Annotated in this window: 16 protein-coding genes; 5 read left to right on the top strand and 11 right to left on the bottom strand. The window is 58.4% G+C overall.

Annotated elements, in window-relative coordinates; translation table 11 throughout:
* Positions 1-2 precede the first annotated feature (2 nt).
* Both ACI5FR_RS27495 and ACI5FR_RS27490 read left to right on the top strand, forming a co-directional pair.
* A complete protein-coding gene (locus ACI5FR_RS27495) occupies positions 3-1,025 on the top strand; it encodes a FecCD family ABC transporter permease (RefSeq protein WP_405460468.1) in 1,023 nt (340 codons plus the stop codon).
* On the top strand, positions 1,022-2,029 hold the full coding sequence (locus tag ACI5FR_RS27490; protein ID WP_405460467.1) for a FecCD family ABC transporter permease: 1,008 nt from the start codon (positions 1,022-1,024) through the stop codon (positions 2,027-2,029). The genes ACI5FR_RS27495 and ACI5FR_RS27490 overlap by 4 nt, the downstream gene beginning before the upstream one ends.
* Positions 2,030-2,045: 16 nt before the next feature.
* Here ACI5FR_RS27490 and ACI5FR_RS27485 read toward each other — a convergent pair whose 3' ends face one another.
* The 3 genes from ACI5FR_RS27485 to ACI5FR_RS27475 form a co-directional block, all read right to left on the bottom strand.
* Positions 2,046-2,405: a hypothetical protein gene (locus tag ACI5FR_RS27485; RefSeq protein ID WP_405460464.1), complete on the bottom strand. Its 360-nt coding sequence runs from the start codon at positions 2,403-2,405 to the stop codon at positions 2,046-2,048.
* Between the two features lie 34 nt (positions 2,406-2,439).
* A complete protein-coding gene (locus tag ACI5FR_RS27480) occupies positions 2,440-3,603 on the bottom strand; it encodes an ABC transporter substrate-binding protein (protein ID WP_405460462.1) in 1,164 nt (387 codons plus the stop codon).
* A gap of 187 nt (positions 3,604-3,790) precedes the next feature.
* Positions 3,791-4,084 carry a DUF6509 family protein gene (locus ACI5FR_RS27475; RefSeq protein WP_405460460.1) on the bottom strand — a complete coding sequence of 98 codons (294 nt, stop codon included), beginning with the start codon at positions 4,082-4,084 and terminating at the stop codon, positions 3,791-3,793.
* Positions 4,085-4,199: 115 nt separating this feature from the next.
* On the opposite strand from ACI5FR_RS27475, the gene ACI5FR_RS27470 reads away from it, so the two are divergent.
* The gene (locus ACI5FR_RS27470; protein ID WP_405460458.1) at positions 4,200-4,433 is read left to right on the top strand and encodes a hypothetical protein; all 234 of its coding nucleotides are present in this window, start codon (positions 4,200-4,202) and stop codon (positions 4,431-4,433) included.
* Between the two features lie 14 nt (positions 4,434-4,447).
* Here ACI5FR_RS27470 and ACI5FR_RS27465 read toward each other — a convergent pair whose 3' ends face one another.
* From ACI5FR_RS27465 to lplA, 6 genes are all read right to left on the bottom strand, one after another.
* Positions 4,448-5,518, bottom strand: coding sequence for a hypothetical protein (locus tag ACI5FR_RS27465; protein ID WP_405460457.1), 1,071 nt, complete (start codon positions 5,516-5,518; stop codon positions 4,448-4,450).
* 108 nt (positions 5,519-5,626) lie between these two features.
* The gene (locus tag ACI5FR_RS27460; protein ID WP_405460454.1) at positions 5,627-5,824 is read right to left on the bottom strand and encodes a hypothetical protein; all 198 of its coding nucleotides are present in this window, start codon (positions 5,822-5,824) and stop codon (positions 5,627-5,629) included.
* Positions 5,825-5,838: 14 nt separating this feature from the next.
* Complete coding sequence (locus ACI5FR_RS27455; RefSeq protein ID WP_405460452.1) at positions 5,839-6,354, bottom strand: PRC-barrel domain-containing protein; 516 nt, start codon at positions 6,352-6,354, stop codon at positions 5,839-5,841.
* Between the two features lie 193 nt (positions 6,355-6,547).
* Positions 6,548-7,699, bottom strand: coding sequence for a cysteine desulfurase family protein (locus tag ACI5FR_RS27450; RefSeq protein WP_405460450.1), 1,152 nt, complete (start codon positions 7,697-7,699; stop codon positions 6,548-6,550).
* A gap of 15 nt (positions 7,700-7,714) precedes the next feature.
* A complete protein-coding gene (gene cymR, locus ACI5FR_RS27445) occupies positions 7,715-8,134 on the bottom strand; it encodes a cysteine metabolism transcriptional regulator CymR (protein WP_405460448.1) in 420 nt (139 codons plus the stop codon).
* A gap of 267 nt (positions 8,135-8,401) precedes the next feature.
* Positions 8,402-9,391 (bottom strand): lipoate--protein ligase, encoded by a 990-nt coding sequence (lplA, locus tag ACI5FR_RS27440; RefSeq protein ID WP_405460446.1) that lies wholly within the window; start codon positions 9,389-9,391, stop codon positions 8,402-8,404.
* A gap of 159 nt (positions 9,392-9,550) precedes the next feature.
* On the opposite strand from lplA, the gene mnmA reads away from it, so the two are divergent.
* A complete protein-coding gene (mnmA, locus tag ACI5FR_RS27435; RefSeq protein WP_405460445.1) occupies positions 9,551-10,705 on the top strand; it encodes a tRNA 2-thiouridine(34) synthase MnmA in 1,155 nt (384 codons plus the stop codon).
* 147 nt (positions 10,706-10,852) lie between these two features.
* Here the strand turns inward: mnmA and ACI5FR_RS27430 are convergent, their stop codons facing one another.
* Entirely contained in the window at positions 10,853-12,133 is a 1,281-nt protein-coding gene (locus tag ACI5FR_RS27430) for an adenylosuccinate synthase (RefSeq protein ID WP_405460443.1), read from the bottom strand.
* Between the two features lie 131 nt (positions 12,134-12,264).
* Between ACI5FR_RS27430 and ACI5FR_RS27425 the strand changes: the two genes are divergently transcribed.
* Positions 12,265-13,149, top strand: a complete 885-nt coding sequence (locus tag ACI5FR_RS27425; protein ID WP_405460440.1) for a LysR family transcriptional regulator — start codon at positions 12,265-12,267, stop codon at positions 13,147-13,149.
* 110 nt (positions 13,150-13,259) lie between these two features.
* Here ACI5FR_RS27425 and ACI5FR_RS27420 read toward each other — a convergent pair whose 3' ends face one another.
* Positions 13,260-14,900, bottom strand: a complete 1,641-nt coding sequence (locus ACI5FR_RS27420) for an extracellular solute-binding protein (protein ID WP_405460437.1) — start codon at positions 14,898-14,900, stop codon at positions 13,260-13,262.
* Positions 14,901-14,911 lie beyond the last annotated feature (11 nt).

Below are 14,911 nucleotides of genomic sequence, written 5' to 3'. Positions count from 1 at the left end.
CCATGACGACTGCAAATGCAAGCACCCCCCGAAAGGACCGCCGGCGTCGTTACCGGTGGGCTGCCGCGGCGGTCCTGCTCCTCGGCTCGTTCGCGGCGGCCATGGTGTTCGGCGCGGCCGACACGACGCTTCGGGATGTGTGGCGCGCGCTCGCTACCCGCGACACCGGAGAGACGCTGACGCTCATCCGCGAGATCCGGCTGCCCCGGGAGGTCGCGGCGGTGCTCGTCGGATCGGCCCTCGCCGTATCCGGCGCGGTCATGCAGGGCATGACGCGCAATCCGCTCGCCGATCCGGGACTTCTCGGCCTGACGGCCGGAGCGAACGCGGCGCTTGCCGCCACGATTGCATTCCTGCCCTCAGCCTCTTACTTCGCGATGATAATCGCTTGTTTCCTCGGAGCCGTAGTCGGTTCCGGGCTGGTGTTCGGCCTTGGCGCGATGCGCAAGGGCGGGTTCTCCCCGCTCCGGCTCGTGCTCGCAGGCGCTGCCGTCTCCGCTTTCTTGTATGCGATCTCGGAGGGGATCGGGCTCGCATACAAAATCTCGAAGGATGTGTCCATGTGGACCGCAGGAGGACTGGTCGGCACATCGTGGGAGCAAATCCGCTTGATCACCCCTTTCGTCCTGGTCGGGATTGTACTCGCGCTCCTGCTCTCCCGCCAGATCACCATCCTCAGTCTGAGTGAAGAAGCAGCGGTTGGATTGGGACAGAGGACCGCGCAGCTGAAGGCGGTGCTGTTCGGCCTCACGATCATCCTGACGGGAGCGTCCGTCGCCCTGGTCGGGAATCTGACCTTCGTAGGCCTCCTCATCCCTCACATCGCGAGAGGTATCGTCGGGACGGACTATCGCTCCGTCATTCCATTCTCCGCGATCGCCGGGGGAGCGTTCATGATGCTGGCCGATACGCTAAGCCGTACGATCAACGCCCCCTACGAAACACCGGTCGCGGCGATCGTCTCGATGGTCGGATTGCCGTTCTTCCTGTTCGTCGTGCATAAAGGGGGCAAGGCATTCTCATGATTCAACCTGCATGGATTCGAAGACAATGGCTCCTGGCCGGTCTCCTTCTCGCGCTGATCGTGGCGACGGTCGCAATCGGCATGGGCCTAGGCTACTCGTCCCTCTCCTATAACAGACTGCTGCCGACTCTGTTCGGCCACGGGACGTTCAAGGAGACGTTCGTCCTTTACTCCATCCGGCTGCCTCGGATCCTGATTACTTTATTGGCCGGGATGGCGCTCGCTTTGTCCGGGGCGATCCTGCAAGGGATGACGCGCAACGATTTGGCCGATCCCGGCATCCTGGGCATCAACTCCGGCGCGGGCGTGGCCGTTGCGATCTTCTTCCTGTTCGCCCCGATCCAAGCGGGGAGCTTCATCTACTTCCTGCCGCTTGCGGCCTTTCTCGGAGCGCTGGCCACCGCCTGCCTTATCTATGCCTTTGCCTATAGCCGCCACACCGGGCTTCAGCCGGTGCGGTTGGTGCTGGCGGGCGTCGGCTTGTCGATGGCGCTGTCCGGTGCGATGATCGTCCTGATCTCGTCCGCTGAGCGGACGAAGGTCGACTTTATCGCGAAATGGCTGGCAGGGACGATCTGGGGAGCGGATTGGCCGTTCATCTGGGCGTTTCTGCCGTGGCTCGTCATTCTGATTCCGTACGCGCTGTTCAAGGCCCAAACGTTGAACCTGCTGGCCCTGGACGAGCCGGCGGCGATCGGGCTGGGCTTGTCGATCACGAAGGAGCGGCTGAAGCTGCTGTTGACCGCCGTGGCGCTGGCCGCCTCCGCCGTCTCCGTGACCGGCGGGATCGCGTTCATCGGACTCCTGGCCCCGCATATCGCCAAAGTGTTGGTCGGCCCCCGCCACCAGCTCTCCCTGCCCATCGCCGTTCTGATGGGGGGATGGCTGCTGCTCGTCGCCGATACGGCCGGCCGCCAATTGACGGACCCCGACGGCATCCCGGCCGGCATTATGGTCGCCTTAATCGGCGCTCCGTACTTCCTGTACTTGCTGCTGAAGAAGTGAGTAGCCGGTCGACGGTTCACCCTTCATCATCTGGCGCCAATTGGGCGATGATGCGGCGCAGCACGCCGATCGCTCCGTCCGAGAACCGGCTCACGCCGAATACCGCGGCCGTCTGCTCCAAATGAACGATGAGCTCCTGCATCGTCCGGACGTCATCCGCCGTGAGCAGGAGGGCCGGAAGCACATACGTCCGGTCCTCGTAATGGTACCCCCTTCTTTTGGCGCTATAGACCAAGGGGGCACCAAGCGTATTCGTCAAATACTCAATGTCCCGGCACGCTTGCCGAACCGAGATTTCGAAGCGCTCGGACAAATGCCCGCTGTTGGGGTATTTGCCGTAGCGCACTTGCTCGTCAAACCATAAAATTCGGTGCATATTGCCCATTCCGGTTCACCACACTTCTTCTCGGCTAATCGTGCTCGTCATATTCTCGGGCGATACGCCGCAACCGCTCTTCCACGTTGATTCGGCGGCCCCGGGCGATCCAATCTTGGAAAATATCGTTGTTCCAGTACGTCCACAGCTTCATGTCGGACACATCGAATGCGCCCAGCCGCGCATCTTCCAAGGACGCCAGGAACGGCTCGTACAGAGGATCGTCCTGCTGTCCGCTTGCGGAAGCGACCGAGCGGTTGACGGCCAAATTATGCCGGGCCCATTCCTGGCCCGCAGCCGTATTCGGCGAGACGAGCTCCAGCAGGAAAGCCCAAGCGAGCTCTGGATCCGCCGTACGCGAGGAGATGGCGTAGCCGTATACTTGGAACAGGTTGCGATAAGGGATGTCCCCCATGCGCGGCGGCATGACGACGCCGAATTGCTCCCGGTGCTCCGGACGCATCGGCTTGATCGTCCAGTTGGCGTCATAATACATCGCCATCCGGTGATGAAGGAAGCAGGCGATCCAGCTGTCGCGGCCGACGTCCATGAACGGGGTGAGCTCCAGCGGACGGAACGCCTCCAGGTAACTTTGGATCGTTTCGACCGTGGCCGGTGCATCGAGATAGCCGGTCGCTTGCCGCCCGTCCTCCGAGAGGAAGGCCCCGCCGGCACTCCACGCGAGCGGCTCTACAGGGAGCAGCCTCGGCACCAAGTAAGCGCCATGCCGGATGACTTCGCCGTCGGTATCGTAGATGTTCAATTTTCGCGCCTTCTTGACGAATTCCTCCCACGTCCAGCCGGGTTTCGGGTACGCGATGCCCGCTTGATCGAACAGCGCTTTGTTGTAAAAGACGCCGGGCACCTCGGCCATAACCGGAATTGCAGCCACCCGACCGTCAACCGTTGCCGCCTGCAGGACGGATGGATAATAGTCAGACAAGTCTAGCCCGCCATCCTGCAGGAATGGGGAGAGATCGAGAATCTGATTATGATCCAGCATCCCTTCGAGATTGCTTCCCACCCACTCGATTAAATCTGGGCCCTCGCCGCTCCTTACCTTTTGTTCCACAATTTCTTTCGGCAGCTGCTCGATCTCAATACTCACTGTGGGATGCTGCGCTTCGAAATGCTGTTTGGCCAGCTCCAGCACCTTCAAGTTTTTCTCGTCGGAAGCTGCTATTCTTAGTCGACTCATTGGAATTTCTCTCCTCTCCTGATCTCGCCCTCATCATACAACAGCCGCCCTGACACAGCGTGTCAGACCAATCGCTTAAAATGAAAAAACCCACATCAGGTCGTGGGCTTCGGAACTTATTTTGTACTTTGCCTAACAACGAAATATGTGTACACTCTTGCCGTGCTGCGAACACTACGCATCTCCACTACCCATGCTCCGCATAATGCTCCCGGCAAAACGTCTCCACAACGGTCCGCTCGTCCGCTTCCAGCTCGAAATCGACGTATTTGTTCGTGCTTTTCTCCAGAAACTCGTACTTCACGATCTTGGACTCCGCCTCCGAGACGCTGTAAATAACACGCAGCGCCACACCATTCTCCGAGTACAGCTCGTCCTCGTCCGGCACTTCCAGCTCGAGCATAAATTCATAGCGCTGGCCGGTGAGAATGCCGAAAGGATCCAAGACCTGCTCCACCGTATACTCCGTAATTGTAAACACGGGATCATCCTTTTCGAAGATTTTCCTACTATTATAGCGAACAACGGCGAATAGGACAAAAATTCCCGTCCATACAATAAAGAGTTAGTCACTCTACTACCGGAAGGCGGAGATTATGTCTACAACCGGCAAGCGCAAGTATGTATTCGTCGTCATTCAGGCATGCGATGTAAAAAAATTCGTGCTGCTTGATCTAATCGGCGGAACATTGCTGTTCTACGCGTTAAAATTCCCGCTGCATTCCGTGGTCGCAGCCTCCTTGGGCAGCATGGCCGGCTCCATGTTACTGCGGCGGACCTGGCCCAGGAAGCGCCAGCCCGGCTATCGGACCCGGTACAGACCGACTTAGTTCGCAAACCTCCGTCACCGGGTCCGTTTAATCCGCCGCCGGATTACGGAGTAGCTCACGAGCAAGGCGACCCCTACAGCCGCATCCGTCAGGCCGACGAAGATCGGATTAAACGGATAGCCTCCCATTCGGCTGATGTAATAGCCTGTGAAAGCCATAATGCCCAGAGACGCTAGCAGGAAAATGTAGCTTCGCCTGGTCCACAAGGCAGCCAAAGCAGCGAGTGCCGCAGCCGCAGCTGCGGTACCAAGCACGAGCAGGTTGTGATCCAACTCTATGTTCGTGGGAAACAACAGCCGATGAGGATACATATAGGAGAAGGACCATTCTTCATCCGGCAGCTCCTTCAGCGTACCCCGGTAAGTATAAGCGTCGAGCCGTTCCAGCGTCATATTCGAATAAACGCGAGCGCCGGGCGAGGCGAACGTCAGCTCCAGCTCCACCTGAGGCGCTCCCTCCCAGTACTTCGCCGGCGTCAAGTAATACAAATGGGCGTACAGCGGACGGACGACCCCTCTCGTGTAAAACCCGCCCCGGTCCATATACCGGATCGTCACTAACTTCTTCTCCCCCGCCGCGAAAGTCAGGGCGAATTGCGTCCCGGCCGCTTCCTCCGTCTGGCTGCCCCTCGCGGTGAAGCGGAGCGCCTTGCCGCTAAGCGGATCGACGACCGACGCCGACTTCCGGGCGCTCCAGTTGGCAGGAATCACTCCCGGCGTACCGGTGTCGAGCCGGACGCCCCCGGTCGTCACTGTCACCTGTTCCCTGGACGGGACCAGGAACAAGACGTCCACTTCCCGATCGACGCCGCCCGGATTCCAGAGCTCGTATTCGACCGAGACGGCAGCTCCCTTAGGGCCGGAAGCGTCATCCCCGACACCATCCCCAATCCTGAAGCTCACCCGCTCCCGGACGAGCATAATGCCGGATTGCTCATCGAAGGTGAGCCGCCCATAAGCATCGGCCGGATCGTGCAGCGGTCCCCCGTTCGCGAAGACAGTCTTCGGCCATAGGAGGATGAAGAGAACGAACATTGCGCGAGCGGTACCGCTCCATCCCATTATGCCGCCCCGGTTCCCCCTCATCGCGTCCTGCCTCCTTTGCCCGCCGCCGTGTAATTCCGTACCATAAATTTTACCACAAAAAAACACCCGCTCCTATAACAGGAGTATCGGGTGTCCCGTTGTTGTAATTTAGTTTGCGTGCACTTCGGGCATTTCCTCTTCGAAGAACAGATCGTCGAGCGAGCTGAGCGTACCGTCTTCTTCGACTTGATACACCGACATTTTCTCGCCGTTCACGGTCAATTCAATGAAGCAGCCCCAGCAATAAAATTGATGCGAGCCGATTTTGCCGATGTCTTTGGAATTGCAGTTCGGACATTTTAACATAAGATCACCTGATTTCACTGGAATGTGGGCACATCTTGCAGTTGGGCCTCACAGTCTGCCGGTACGATAATGGCGTCCTCTCCGAACACGATGTTCTCGGGGGCAGGCAACCACTTGCGCCCATCCTGCAAATCCGTCAGAAACCCTTCCGTTAACTCATAACCTACTATCTTTCTACCCCATTGTTCGCCAAAATAAACATCCTCCATCAAGCCAAGCTTGTTGCCCGCTACGGTCATGACCGGCTTCCCCCGCAGCTTCGAAGCGCCACGCTCCGCGTACAGCTGCTCCAGCTCGCCCTCCAGACTATGGACAGCTTGACCGCCGGTGATCGTAATCGCATCCGTACCGAACGAGATCACGTCGTCCCACTTGACAAACCGGGGAGCAGAGAACCACGTCTTCGTCTCCAAAAGCACACCTTGCAAGTTCCAATCACGGTCGATCAAAAAGTCTTTGGCCGACCCGATCTGCTTCCCGGACTCAATCTCGATGACCGGCAAGCCCATGATGTCTTGTGCTCTCCGCAAGCGTAGCTCCTCCTAGCGAGATAAACGATAAACATACCCTATATATTGCACGCCGGGCGAACATCTTATGCCGCCAAGCATCCGTCATTCTTGATTCATGTTCAAAGGCATAAGCTATGTGTGAGGTAACGCATGATTAACGCGGATTGTCGGGAACGCCTCCTTTCAAGACTACAAAAAATCGTACAGCTTTCTATTTATTACGAACTCGCCTAAGAATGGTTCCAATTCGGCGGGAGGCTTCCTGCAGTTGTTGCAAATCGTTCACATTTCCGAAGCTGAACCGGATCGCGGAGCGGGTCAATTCATCGGACAAGCCCATCGCCTGCAGGACATGCGACAGCTCGAGCGAGCCTGACGTACAGGCCGATCCGCTGGACGCGGCGATGCCGTTCAGATCCAGATTCATGAGCATCGTGTCGGTATCCGTACCCGGGAAGCTGAGATTCACAATATGGGGCAAACGTTCCTCGAGATGGCCGTTGATGACGAAGCCTTCAGGCCCGAGCTCCTCGGTCAGTCCGGTGAGGAAAACTTCGCGTTTCTGCTCCAGAGCGTCTACCTTCTCCGAGCGGCCCGCGACGGCGAGCTGCACCGCTTTGGCGAAGCCGACGATGCCCGGCACATTCTCCGTACCGGCGCGGCGTTTGCGCTCCTGGGAGCCGCCGAACAAGTACGGGGCGATGGTCACCGCCTTGGAAACGTACAACCCGCCGACTCCCTTCGGGCCGTACAGCTTGTGTGCGGAGAAGCTCATCAGGTCGACCGGCAGCTCGGATAGCTTCAGGTCGATAGAGCCCAACGCTTGAACCGCGTCGACATGGAATAGAATGCCCCGTTCGCGGGCCAGAGCGCCGATGTCGCGGATCGGCTGCAAGGTGCCGACTTCATTATTCCCATACATGACGCTGATCAAGAATGTGTCCGGCTGCAGAGCGGCTTCCACATCCTCGAGCCTCACCCGTCCGGTCGTATCTACGGGGAGATAAGTAACGTCGTAGCCCTGCTCCTCCAGCTGAGCGCAGGCATGCAGTACGGCATGATGCTCGACCTTCGTCGTAATCATGTGCCGCTTGCCCTCGCGCCCATAGCGGGCCGCCGCGCCGAACAAGGCGGTATTGTCGCTCTCGGTGCCGCTTCCGGTAAACATCCACTCCGCCGGAGAGCAGCCGAGGAGCTGCGCAATCTCGTCTCTTGCCCGGCTGATGGCGATCTTCGTCTCCCGCCCGAATGCATGCAGACTGGAGGGATTGCCGTAATGCCGGGAAAAGTAAGGCAGCATGGCTTCCAATACTTCAGGATGTACCGGGGTCGTGGCCGCATGATCCAGATAGATGGATTGCATCGTTGATCCCTGCCCCTAGATGTAGAACATGTAGTTGTCGTGCTTGCCTTCGTCCCGGAATGAGATGAGACTGGCCAATGTCGTCGAGTCCAGCACTTCGGCGATGCTGTCCTTGATCCGGATCCACAAATCACGCTTAGCCGGGTCGTCCTCTTCGGTGAAGTCCACCGGGCTGATCGGCCCTTCCAGCACGCGGATGACGTCGCCGGACGAAATGTCTTCAGGCGGACTGGAGAGTATGTAGCCGCCATACGCGCCGCGAATGCTCTTCACAAGCCCCGCATTGCGCAGCGGCGCAACCAATTGCTCCAGGTAATGCTCGGATAGCTGATGTTTCTCGGCAATACTCTTGAGAGAGGTCGGTCCTTCTCCGTATTTGGAGGCCAACTCCATCATGATCGTCAGCCCGTATCTGCCTTTAGTCGAAATTTTCAAAAGAGCACCTCATTTGCAATCAAACGTTCGTCAAGCTATATCACCAATTGTGTCCAATTAGGAGAAATGTTAAAAGATTAGAAGCATTCTAAAATATATGTTAACATAGTTCGTTACGTTGTGGTATCCATATCCTTGACAATCTCATGAAAAGTTTTTCAAAATCCCTATCCGGTTACACGGAAAAGATTGTAACTTTTTTATCCCTGGGTCCCCGCCAAGTAACATGAATAAGCTTCGAAGGCCTACGTCACTTTTGTGGGGTTTCTAGAAAAGCAGCTCCAGCCACTGTTCTTGCGTAACCGGCCCGACGTAAGGGGCGAGGTCTACCCTGCCCAGCAAATCGCGGATGTCCGCTTCCTCGTAGCGCAAGCCAACCAGCATGTCGGCAAATTCCTGTACTTCCCGAGTTCCGAAGAAATCTCCATAGATATGAGCTTCGGTTATGATACCGCCCGCCACATTCAGCCGCACGTCGTATGTACCGGCTCCCTCGATCCGCTTCGTCTTCTGAATGTTGAACGCGGGCGAACGGCCGTAGTTCCAGTCCCAGCTGCGATAGCGCTCGTCGGCCAGACGGCGCACCGCGTCCCAATCCGCCTCGGTCAGCTCATACTCGCGCACATCGGTATCGTGGAAGATCGAGCGCAGCAGCTTGTCCTTAAATTCGGCAATCGTCATCGGCTCGCTGAGAAACTCCGAGATGTTGGCCACCCGGCTGCGAATCGATTTCACGCCTTTCGACTGGATTTTCTCCAGCTTGACGTTCAGCGCCGCCACTACGTTCTCTAGCTCCGAGTCGAACATGAGCGTCCCGTGAGTAAACATGCGGCCTTTCGTGGCATACTGGGCATTGCCGGATATTTTGCGCTCCCCGACTTGGATGTCGTTGCGTCCGGTCAGCTCCGCGTTCACCCCCATCTGACGAAGCGCCTCCACGACGGGCTCCGTGAACTTGCGATAGTTGTGGAACGACTTCCCGTCATCGTCGGTCAGGAAGCTGAAGTTCAGGTTGCCCAGATCGTGATACACCGCTCCGCCCCCGGAGAGACGCCGGACGACGTGAATCCCGTGTTCCTTGACATACGGGACGTTGATCTCCTCGATCGTGTTTTGGTTTTTCCCGATAATGATGGACGGCTCGTTGATGTAGAACAGCAAGTACTCCTCGTTCGCCGGCAAGTGCTTCAGCGCATATTCTTCCAAGGCCAAGTTCATGGCCGGGTCGGTTATCCCGCGATTGTCTATGAATAGCAACGTGATCGTCTCCCTTCTCTTCAAGGATACCACAATCCGGCCGAAATTATGGAACCGGGACTACGATCACTTCACGGGGTTAGAGCAGGTTGTCCGATTTTGTGATACAATGTTGTATTACAATCCAGTAAGTCTGAAAGGGAAAGAGGCGTAAAGCTAATGAGTGATTCCACCATATCCGTAACATTGCCCGGACTGGATCCGGATCAGATAGCGGCCAATGCCGCAACCCGCGTCGTCGTCGGCATGTCCGGCGGCGTCGACTCCTCGGTGACGGCCCTTTTGCTGAAGCAGCAAGGCTATGACGTCATCGGGATCTTCATGAAAAACTGGGACGACACGGACGAATTCGGCCATTGCACCGCCGAAGAGGACGCCGAAGACGTCCGCCGGGTGTGCGCCCAGATCGGCATTCCGTTCTACACGGTGAACTTCGAGAAGGAGTACATGGACAAGGTGTTCACGTACTTCCTCGACGAATACCGCAAAGGCCGGACGCCGAACCCGGACGTCATGTGCAACCGGGAGATCAAGTTCGGCGAGTTTCTGCAAAAGGCGCTGACGCTCGGCGCCGACTACATGGCCACCGGCCACTATGCCCGCGTGGAGCAAGCGGACGGAGAGTACCGGCTGCTGCGGGGCGTCGATGCGGGCAAGGACCAAACCTACTTCCTGAATGCGCTGAATCAAGGGCAGCTGTCCAAGGCGATGTTCCCGATCGGGCATCTGCCGAAGGCGAAGGTCCGCGAGATCGCGCTGGAAGCCGGGCTCGCTACCGCGAAGAAGAAGGACAGCACCGGCGTCTGCTTCATCGGTGAGCGCAACTTCAAGGAATTCTTGAGCGGCTACTTGCCGGCGAAGCCGGGCGAGATGCGCGACCTCGACGGCAACGTGAAGGGGACGCACGACGGGCTGATGTACTACACGCTCGGGCAGCGCCAAGGGCTCGGCATCGGCGGCTCCGGCAGCGGTGAGCCCTGGTTCGTCGCCGGCAAAGACCTGGAGCGCAACATCCTGTATGTCGTTCAAGGGGATAAGCACCCGATGCTGTACTCCGTCGGGCTGGACGCGACCGATCTGAACTGGATCAGTCCGGTGCGGCCGGAAGGGCCTGTCCACTGCACCGCCAAGTTCCGCTATCGGCAGCCGGATCAAGGCGTCACTGTGCGGTTCACCGGCGACACGACATGCGAGATCGTCTTCGACGAGCCGCAAAAGGCGGTCACCCCCGGACAAGCCGTCGTGTTCTACGATGGCGATGTGTGCCTGGGCGGGGCGATCATCGACCGCGTCAAGCCGATGGCCGACGCTTAACCCAAATTGTACGGGCTGGGCGAAGCGGCTGGAATAGGCCGAATTGACGCATTTTTAGTGAAAATAGTCGCGGATGTGCTTGAAAGAGCGTAAAAAAGCATGCGTCCTCCGGTTCTCGGAGAAACGCATGCTTTTTCTTTCGCTCTATTAGCCGCGGTCGATGATCTGATCCCGGCGCGGGCCGACGGACACCCAGCGGATGCGAACGCCGATCATCCGCTCCAGCTCCAGCACGTAGTGCTGGGCGGCCGGCGGGAGCGCGTCGAATTCGCGCACCGCCGTGATGTCGGTCTGCCATCCCGGCAGCGTCGTCAGGACCGGCTTCGCGCGGTCCAGCTTCGCGGATACCGGGAAGTCGTCCGTCTGTGCACCGTCGAGCTCATAGGCGGTGCATACCGGGATGGCGTCCAAGTAGCCGAGGACGTCCAGGTTCGTCAGCGCGACCTCCGTCGCGCCCTGCACGTAGCAGCCGTAGCGGGTGGCCACCGCGTCGAACCAGCCCATCCGCCGCGGCCGGCCGGTCGTGGCGCCGAACTCGCCGGCGTCGCCGCCCCGCCGGCGCAGCTCGTCAGCGTCGTCGCCGTCGATCTCGGTGACGAACGGGCCGGCGCCGACGCAGCTTGAGTACGCCTTCGTCACGGCGACGACGCGGGTGATCTCCGCGGGCGGCAGCCCGGCGCCCACGGCGGCGAACCCGGCGAGCGTCGACGACGACGTCGAGAACGGGTAGATGCCGTGATCGGGGTCGCGCAGCGCGCCCAGCTGCCCTTCGGCGAGAATCGACTCACCTCGGGACAGGGCGTCGCGCAGCAGCCTTGTCGTATCGCAGACGTACGGCGCGATACGCTCCGCATCCTGCAGCAGCGGCTGCATCAGCTCCTCCGCGGTGAGCGGAGGCTGGCCGTACAGGTGCTGCAGCAGCACGTTCTTCGCCTCCAGGGCGGCGGAGAGCCGCTCGCGGAGGCGATCTTCATTGTACAGATCGGCGATCTGGACGCCGATCTTCAAGTATTTATCGGCATAGAAAGGAGCGATGCCGGTCTTGGTGGAGCCGAACTGGCGGGCGCCGAGCCGTTCTTCCTCCAGCGCGTCGAACAGCCGGTGGTAAGGCAGCACGAGCTGAGCCCGATCGGAGATCCGGATGTCGGGCGCCGGAACGCCTTTGTCGAGCAGCTGATTCAGCTCCTTCAGAAAATCGCCGGTATGAAAAGCGACCCCCGGACCGATCACATTCACGACCCCGCGGGCGAATACGCCGGATGGCAGCAGATGCAGCGCGAACTTCCCGTACTCGTTGATGATCGTATGCCCCGCGTTGCTGCCGCCTTGATATCGAATGACGACTTTGGCTCCTCCGGCCAGCACGTCCGTCATTTTGCCCTTGCCTTCGTCTCCCCAGTTAGCCCCCACAATCGCCGTAACCGGCATTGGAACGACCCCTTTCCCATCGAACTTGTATTCTTCTTACATTTCCCATTATAATGGCGTTGTTGCCATAAATAAAATGAATCCTGTTGATAGTTTATATTAGTCTGATTTATGGGATGGGGAGTTGTGAGATGATTGATAATCTGGAAAGCTATCGGGTGTTCTATGTGACAGCGCAGGCCGGAAGCTTCACTCGCGCGGCGGAGGAGCTGTACATCACGCAGCCCGCGGTCAGCCATGCGATCAAGCAGCTGGAGAGCCGGCTGGGCGGGCCTCTCTTCCTGCGGACGGCGAAGGGCGTGAAGCTGACCTCGGAGGGCGAGGTGCTGTTCCGATTTATCTCGCAGGCGTACCATCTCATTGAGGCGGGGGAGAAGAAGCTCGCGGCCATGCACTTGCTAGAGGAAGGCGAAATCCGGATCGGGGCCGGGGATACGCTCTGCCGGTACTTCCTGCTGCCGTATCTCGAAGGCTTCCATCAACAGCATCCGTCGATCCGGTTCCAGGTGACGAACCGAACGACCCAGGAAACGGTGAAGCTGCTGAAGGAAGGCCACATCGATTTCGGCATCGTCAATCTTCCGCTGCTGACCGACGACCCGATGCTGCACGTGCGGGAGAGCATCGAGCTGCAGGATTGCTTCGTGAGCGGGGCGGGCTTCGCTCGTCTGCCCGATCGTCCGCTAACCGTGCAGGAACTGTCAGCCAATCCGCTGCTGATGCTCGAGCGAGCGAGCGGGACGCGGCGGTACATCGACCGCTACGCCCAGGAGCACGGCGTCGCTCTGACGCCTGAGATCGAGCTCGGCAGCATCGAGCTGCTCGTGCAGTTCGCACGCATCGGGCTCGGCCTGGCGTGCGTGATCCGCAACTTCGTCCGCGACGAGCTGGAGAGCGGCGTCCTGCGCGAGGTCGCGCTCGATCCGCCGATTCCGCCGCGGCGCGTCGGGCTGATCACGCTGCGCGACGTGCCGCTATCGTCAGCGGCGCAGCGGTTTATGGAGACGCTGCCGTAAGCAGGTGGCTGCCCGACGCAAGCTGAAATGCAAACTCTAACGCAAACCGGCCCAACTTCGCCTGAATGGCGAAGCGGGCCGGTGCTTCTTTTCCTGCATTTTTACTGCATTTACTTGCTGCTGTTATAACGGTCGTAAGCGGCTTTGTACGTTTTCATATATTGATCCACACCCATGTTCTTAACGGTCGTCACATACTTGTCCCACTCGCTGAACGGAGTCGCGCCCGTGATGAACTTCGCTTCCATCTCATCGATATACTTTTGAATTTCCGCACCCTTCGATGACATATACTCCGTTTCGCTTTCAGTGAAGTTGAAGTTGTACCAGAGCTCTTTCAGCGCGTAAGGCTGCGCCTTTTTGCCCGCGTCCATCGACTCCGGCAGCGTCTCGGAGCCTTTGAAATATTTCGCCTGCACATAACCCGGGTAGCTGCCGCCCATCCAGGTCACGTACTTTTGGAGCGCCTGGTCCAGCGTGAGACCGTTCGGATTTTTCTTAATCTCGTCCACGAATTCCAGATTGCCGTCGGCCTGCTTCGTGTAGCTCTTCCCTTCCACGCCCATGAAGTAGAACTGCGCGCCCTCGTCGCTAAAGAAGTGGTCCATCCAGCGGATCGTCGCTTCGATATTTTTATTCTTGTTGGTGAGGACGAACGCACCCGGCCATACCATCGGCACCTTGATGTGCGTGTACAGCTGATCGCCGTTCGGGCCTTTCAGGGCGCCGAGGCCGAAGTAGCCTTCTCCGTTGAACTGCGTCTTCGGGTTCGGATTGATCGTAGCGCCCAGTACGTTTTTCGCGCCCTTAGCATAAAGCGCATTGCCGTTCTGGGTAAACACGTCTTTATCGATCAAGCCTTCCGTGTACAGCTTGTTCACGTATTGCAGCAATTCCTTGTTGTTATTGGTCAGGCGGAAAAAGCGAAGCTCGTTCGTTTTCGGATCGATGTCGACGAATTTGTGCCCGAGACCGCGGGTGCCGATGCCCCAGGCGCCTTTGATTTGATCGATCAGCGGCCCGATGCCGGTTCCGCTGTACGGGATCTCGTCGGCCTGACCGTTTCCGTTCAGATCGTTCGCCTTGACGGCTTTCAAATAGGCGTACAGCTCCTCCGTCGTTTGCGGCTCTTTCATATTCAGCCTGGCGAGCCAGTCCTGCTTGACCCAGAGCGGGGTTCCGATCAGCATCGGCAGGAATTCCGGGCTGTAGAACGAAGGGAACGAATAAATATTGCCGTCCGGCATGGTCAGAGCTTTGCGCAAATCGGGATATTTGTCCATCAGCTTTTTCAAATTGGGGGCGTATTGGTTGATGTAATCGTTCAGCTTGACGAACACGCCCTGGCCGCCGTATTTCATCAGGTCGGCCGCCGGTACGCGAGCCGAATAAAACGCATCGGGATAATCTCCGTTGGCGAGCGCCAAGTTACGTTTTTCCGTCAGGCTGGTGAACGGGACGGTTTGAAAATTCACTTTCACGTTCGTCATTTTCGCATATTCGCTCCAGACGAGCCGTTCCTCAAACGGGTTGCTGCCGTTCGTATCGGCCAGGCCGGTGAAGAACGTCAGCTCGATCGGCTGCTTCACGATGGGCAATCCGGCGGCATTCACATTCGATTCCGTCTTCGCGCCGTTTCCTTGCCCCTTTTCCCCGGTCCCCTTGCCTTCCTCCGTCTTGCTGCAGCCGGCTGCCAAGCTGACAGCCATGACCGAGGTCATCGTAATCGCAGTCCATTTCTTCCAGTTCATTTCTCTTTCCT

Origin of the sequence: Paenibacillus sp. HJGM_3, assembly GCF_045062745.1 — a bacterium.
Lineage (GTDB): Bacteria > Bacillota > Bacilli > Paenibacillales > NBRC-103111 > Paenibacillus_AA.
Note: the sequence above shows the minus strand (reverse complement) of the source record. Positions and strands in the feature narration are given on the sequence as shown.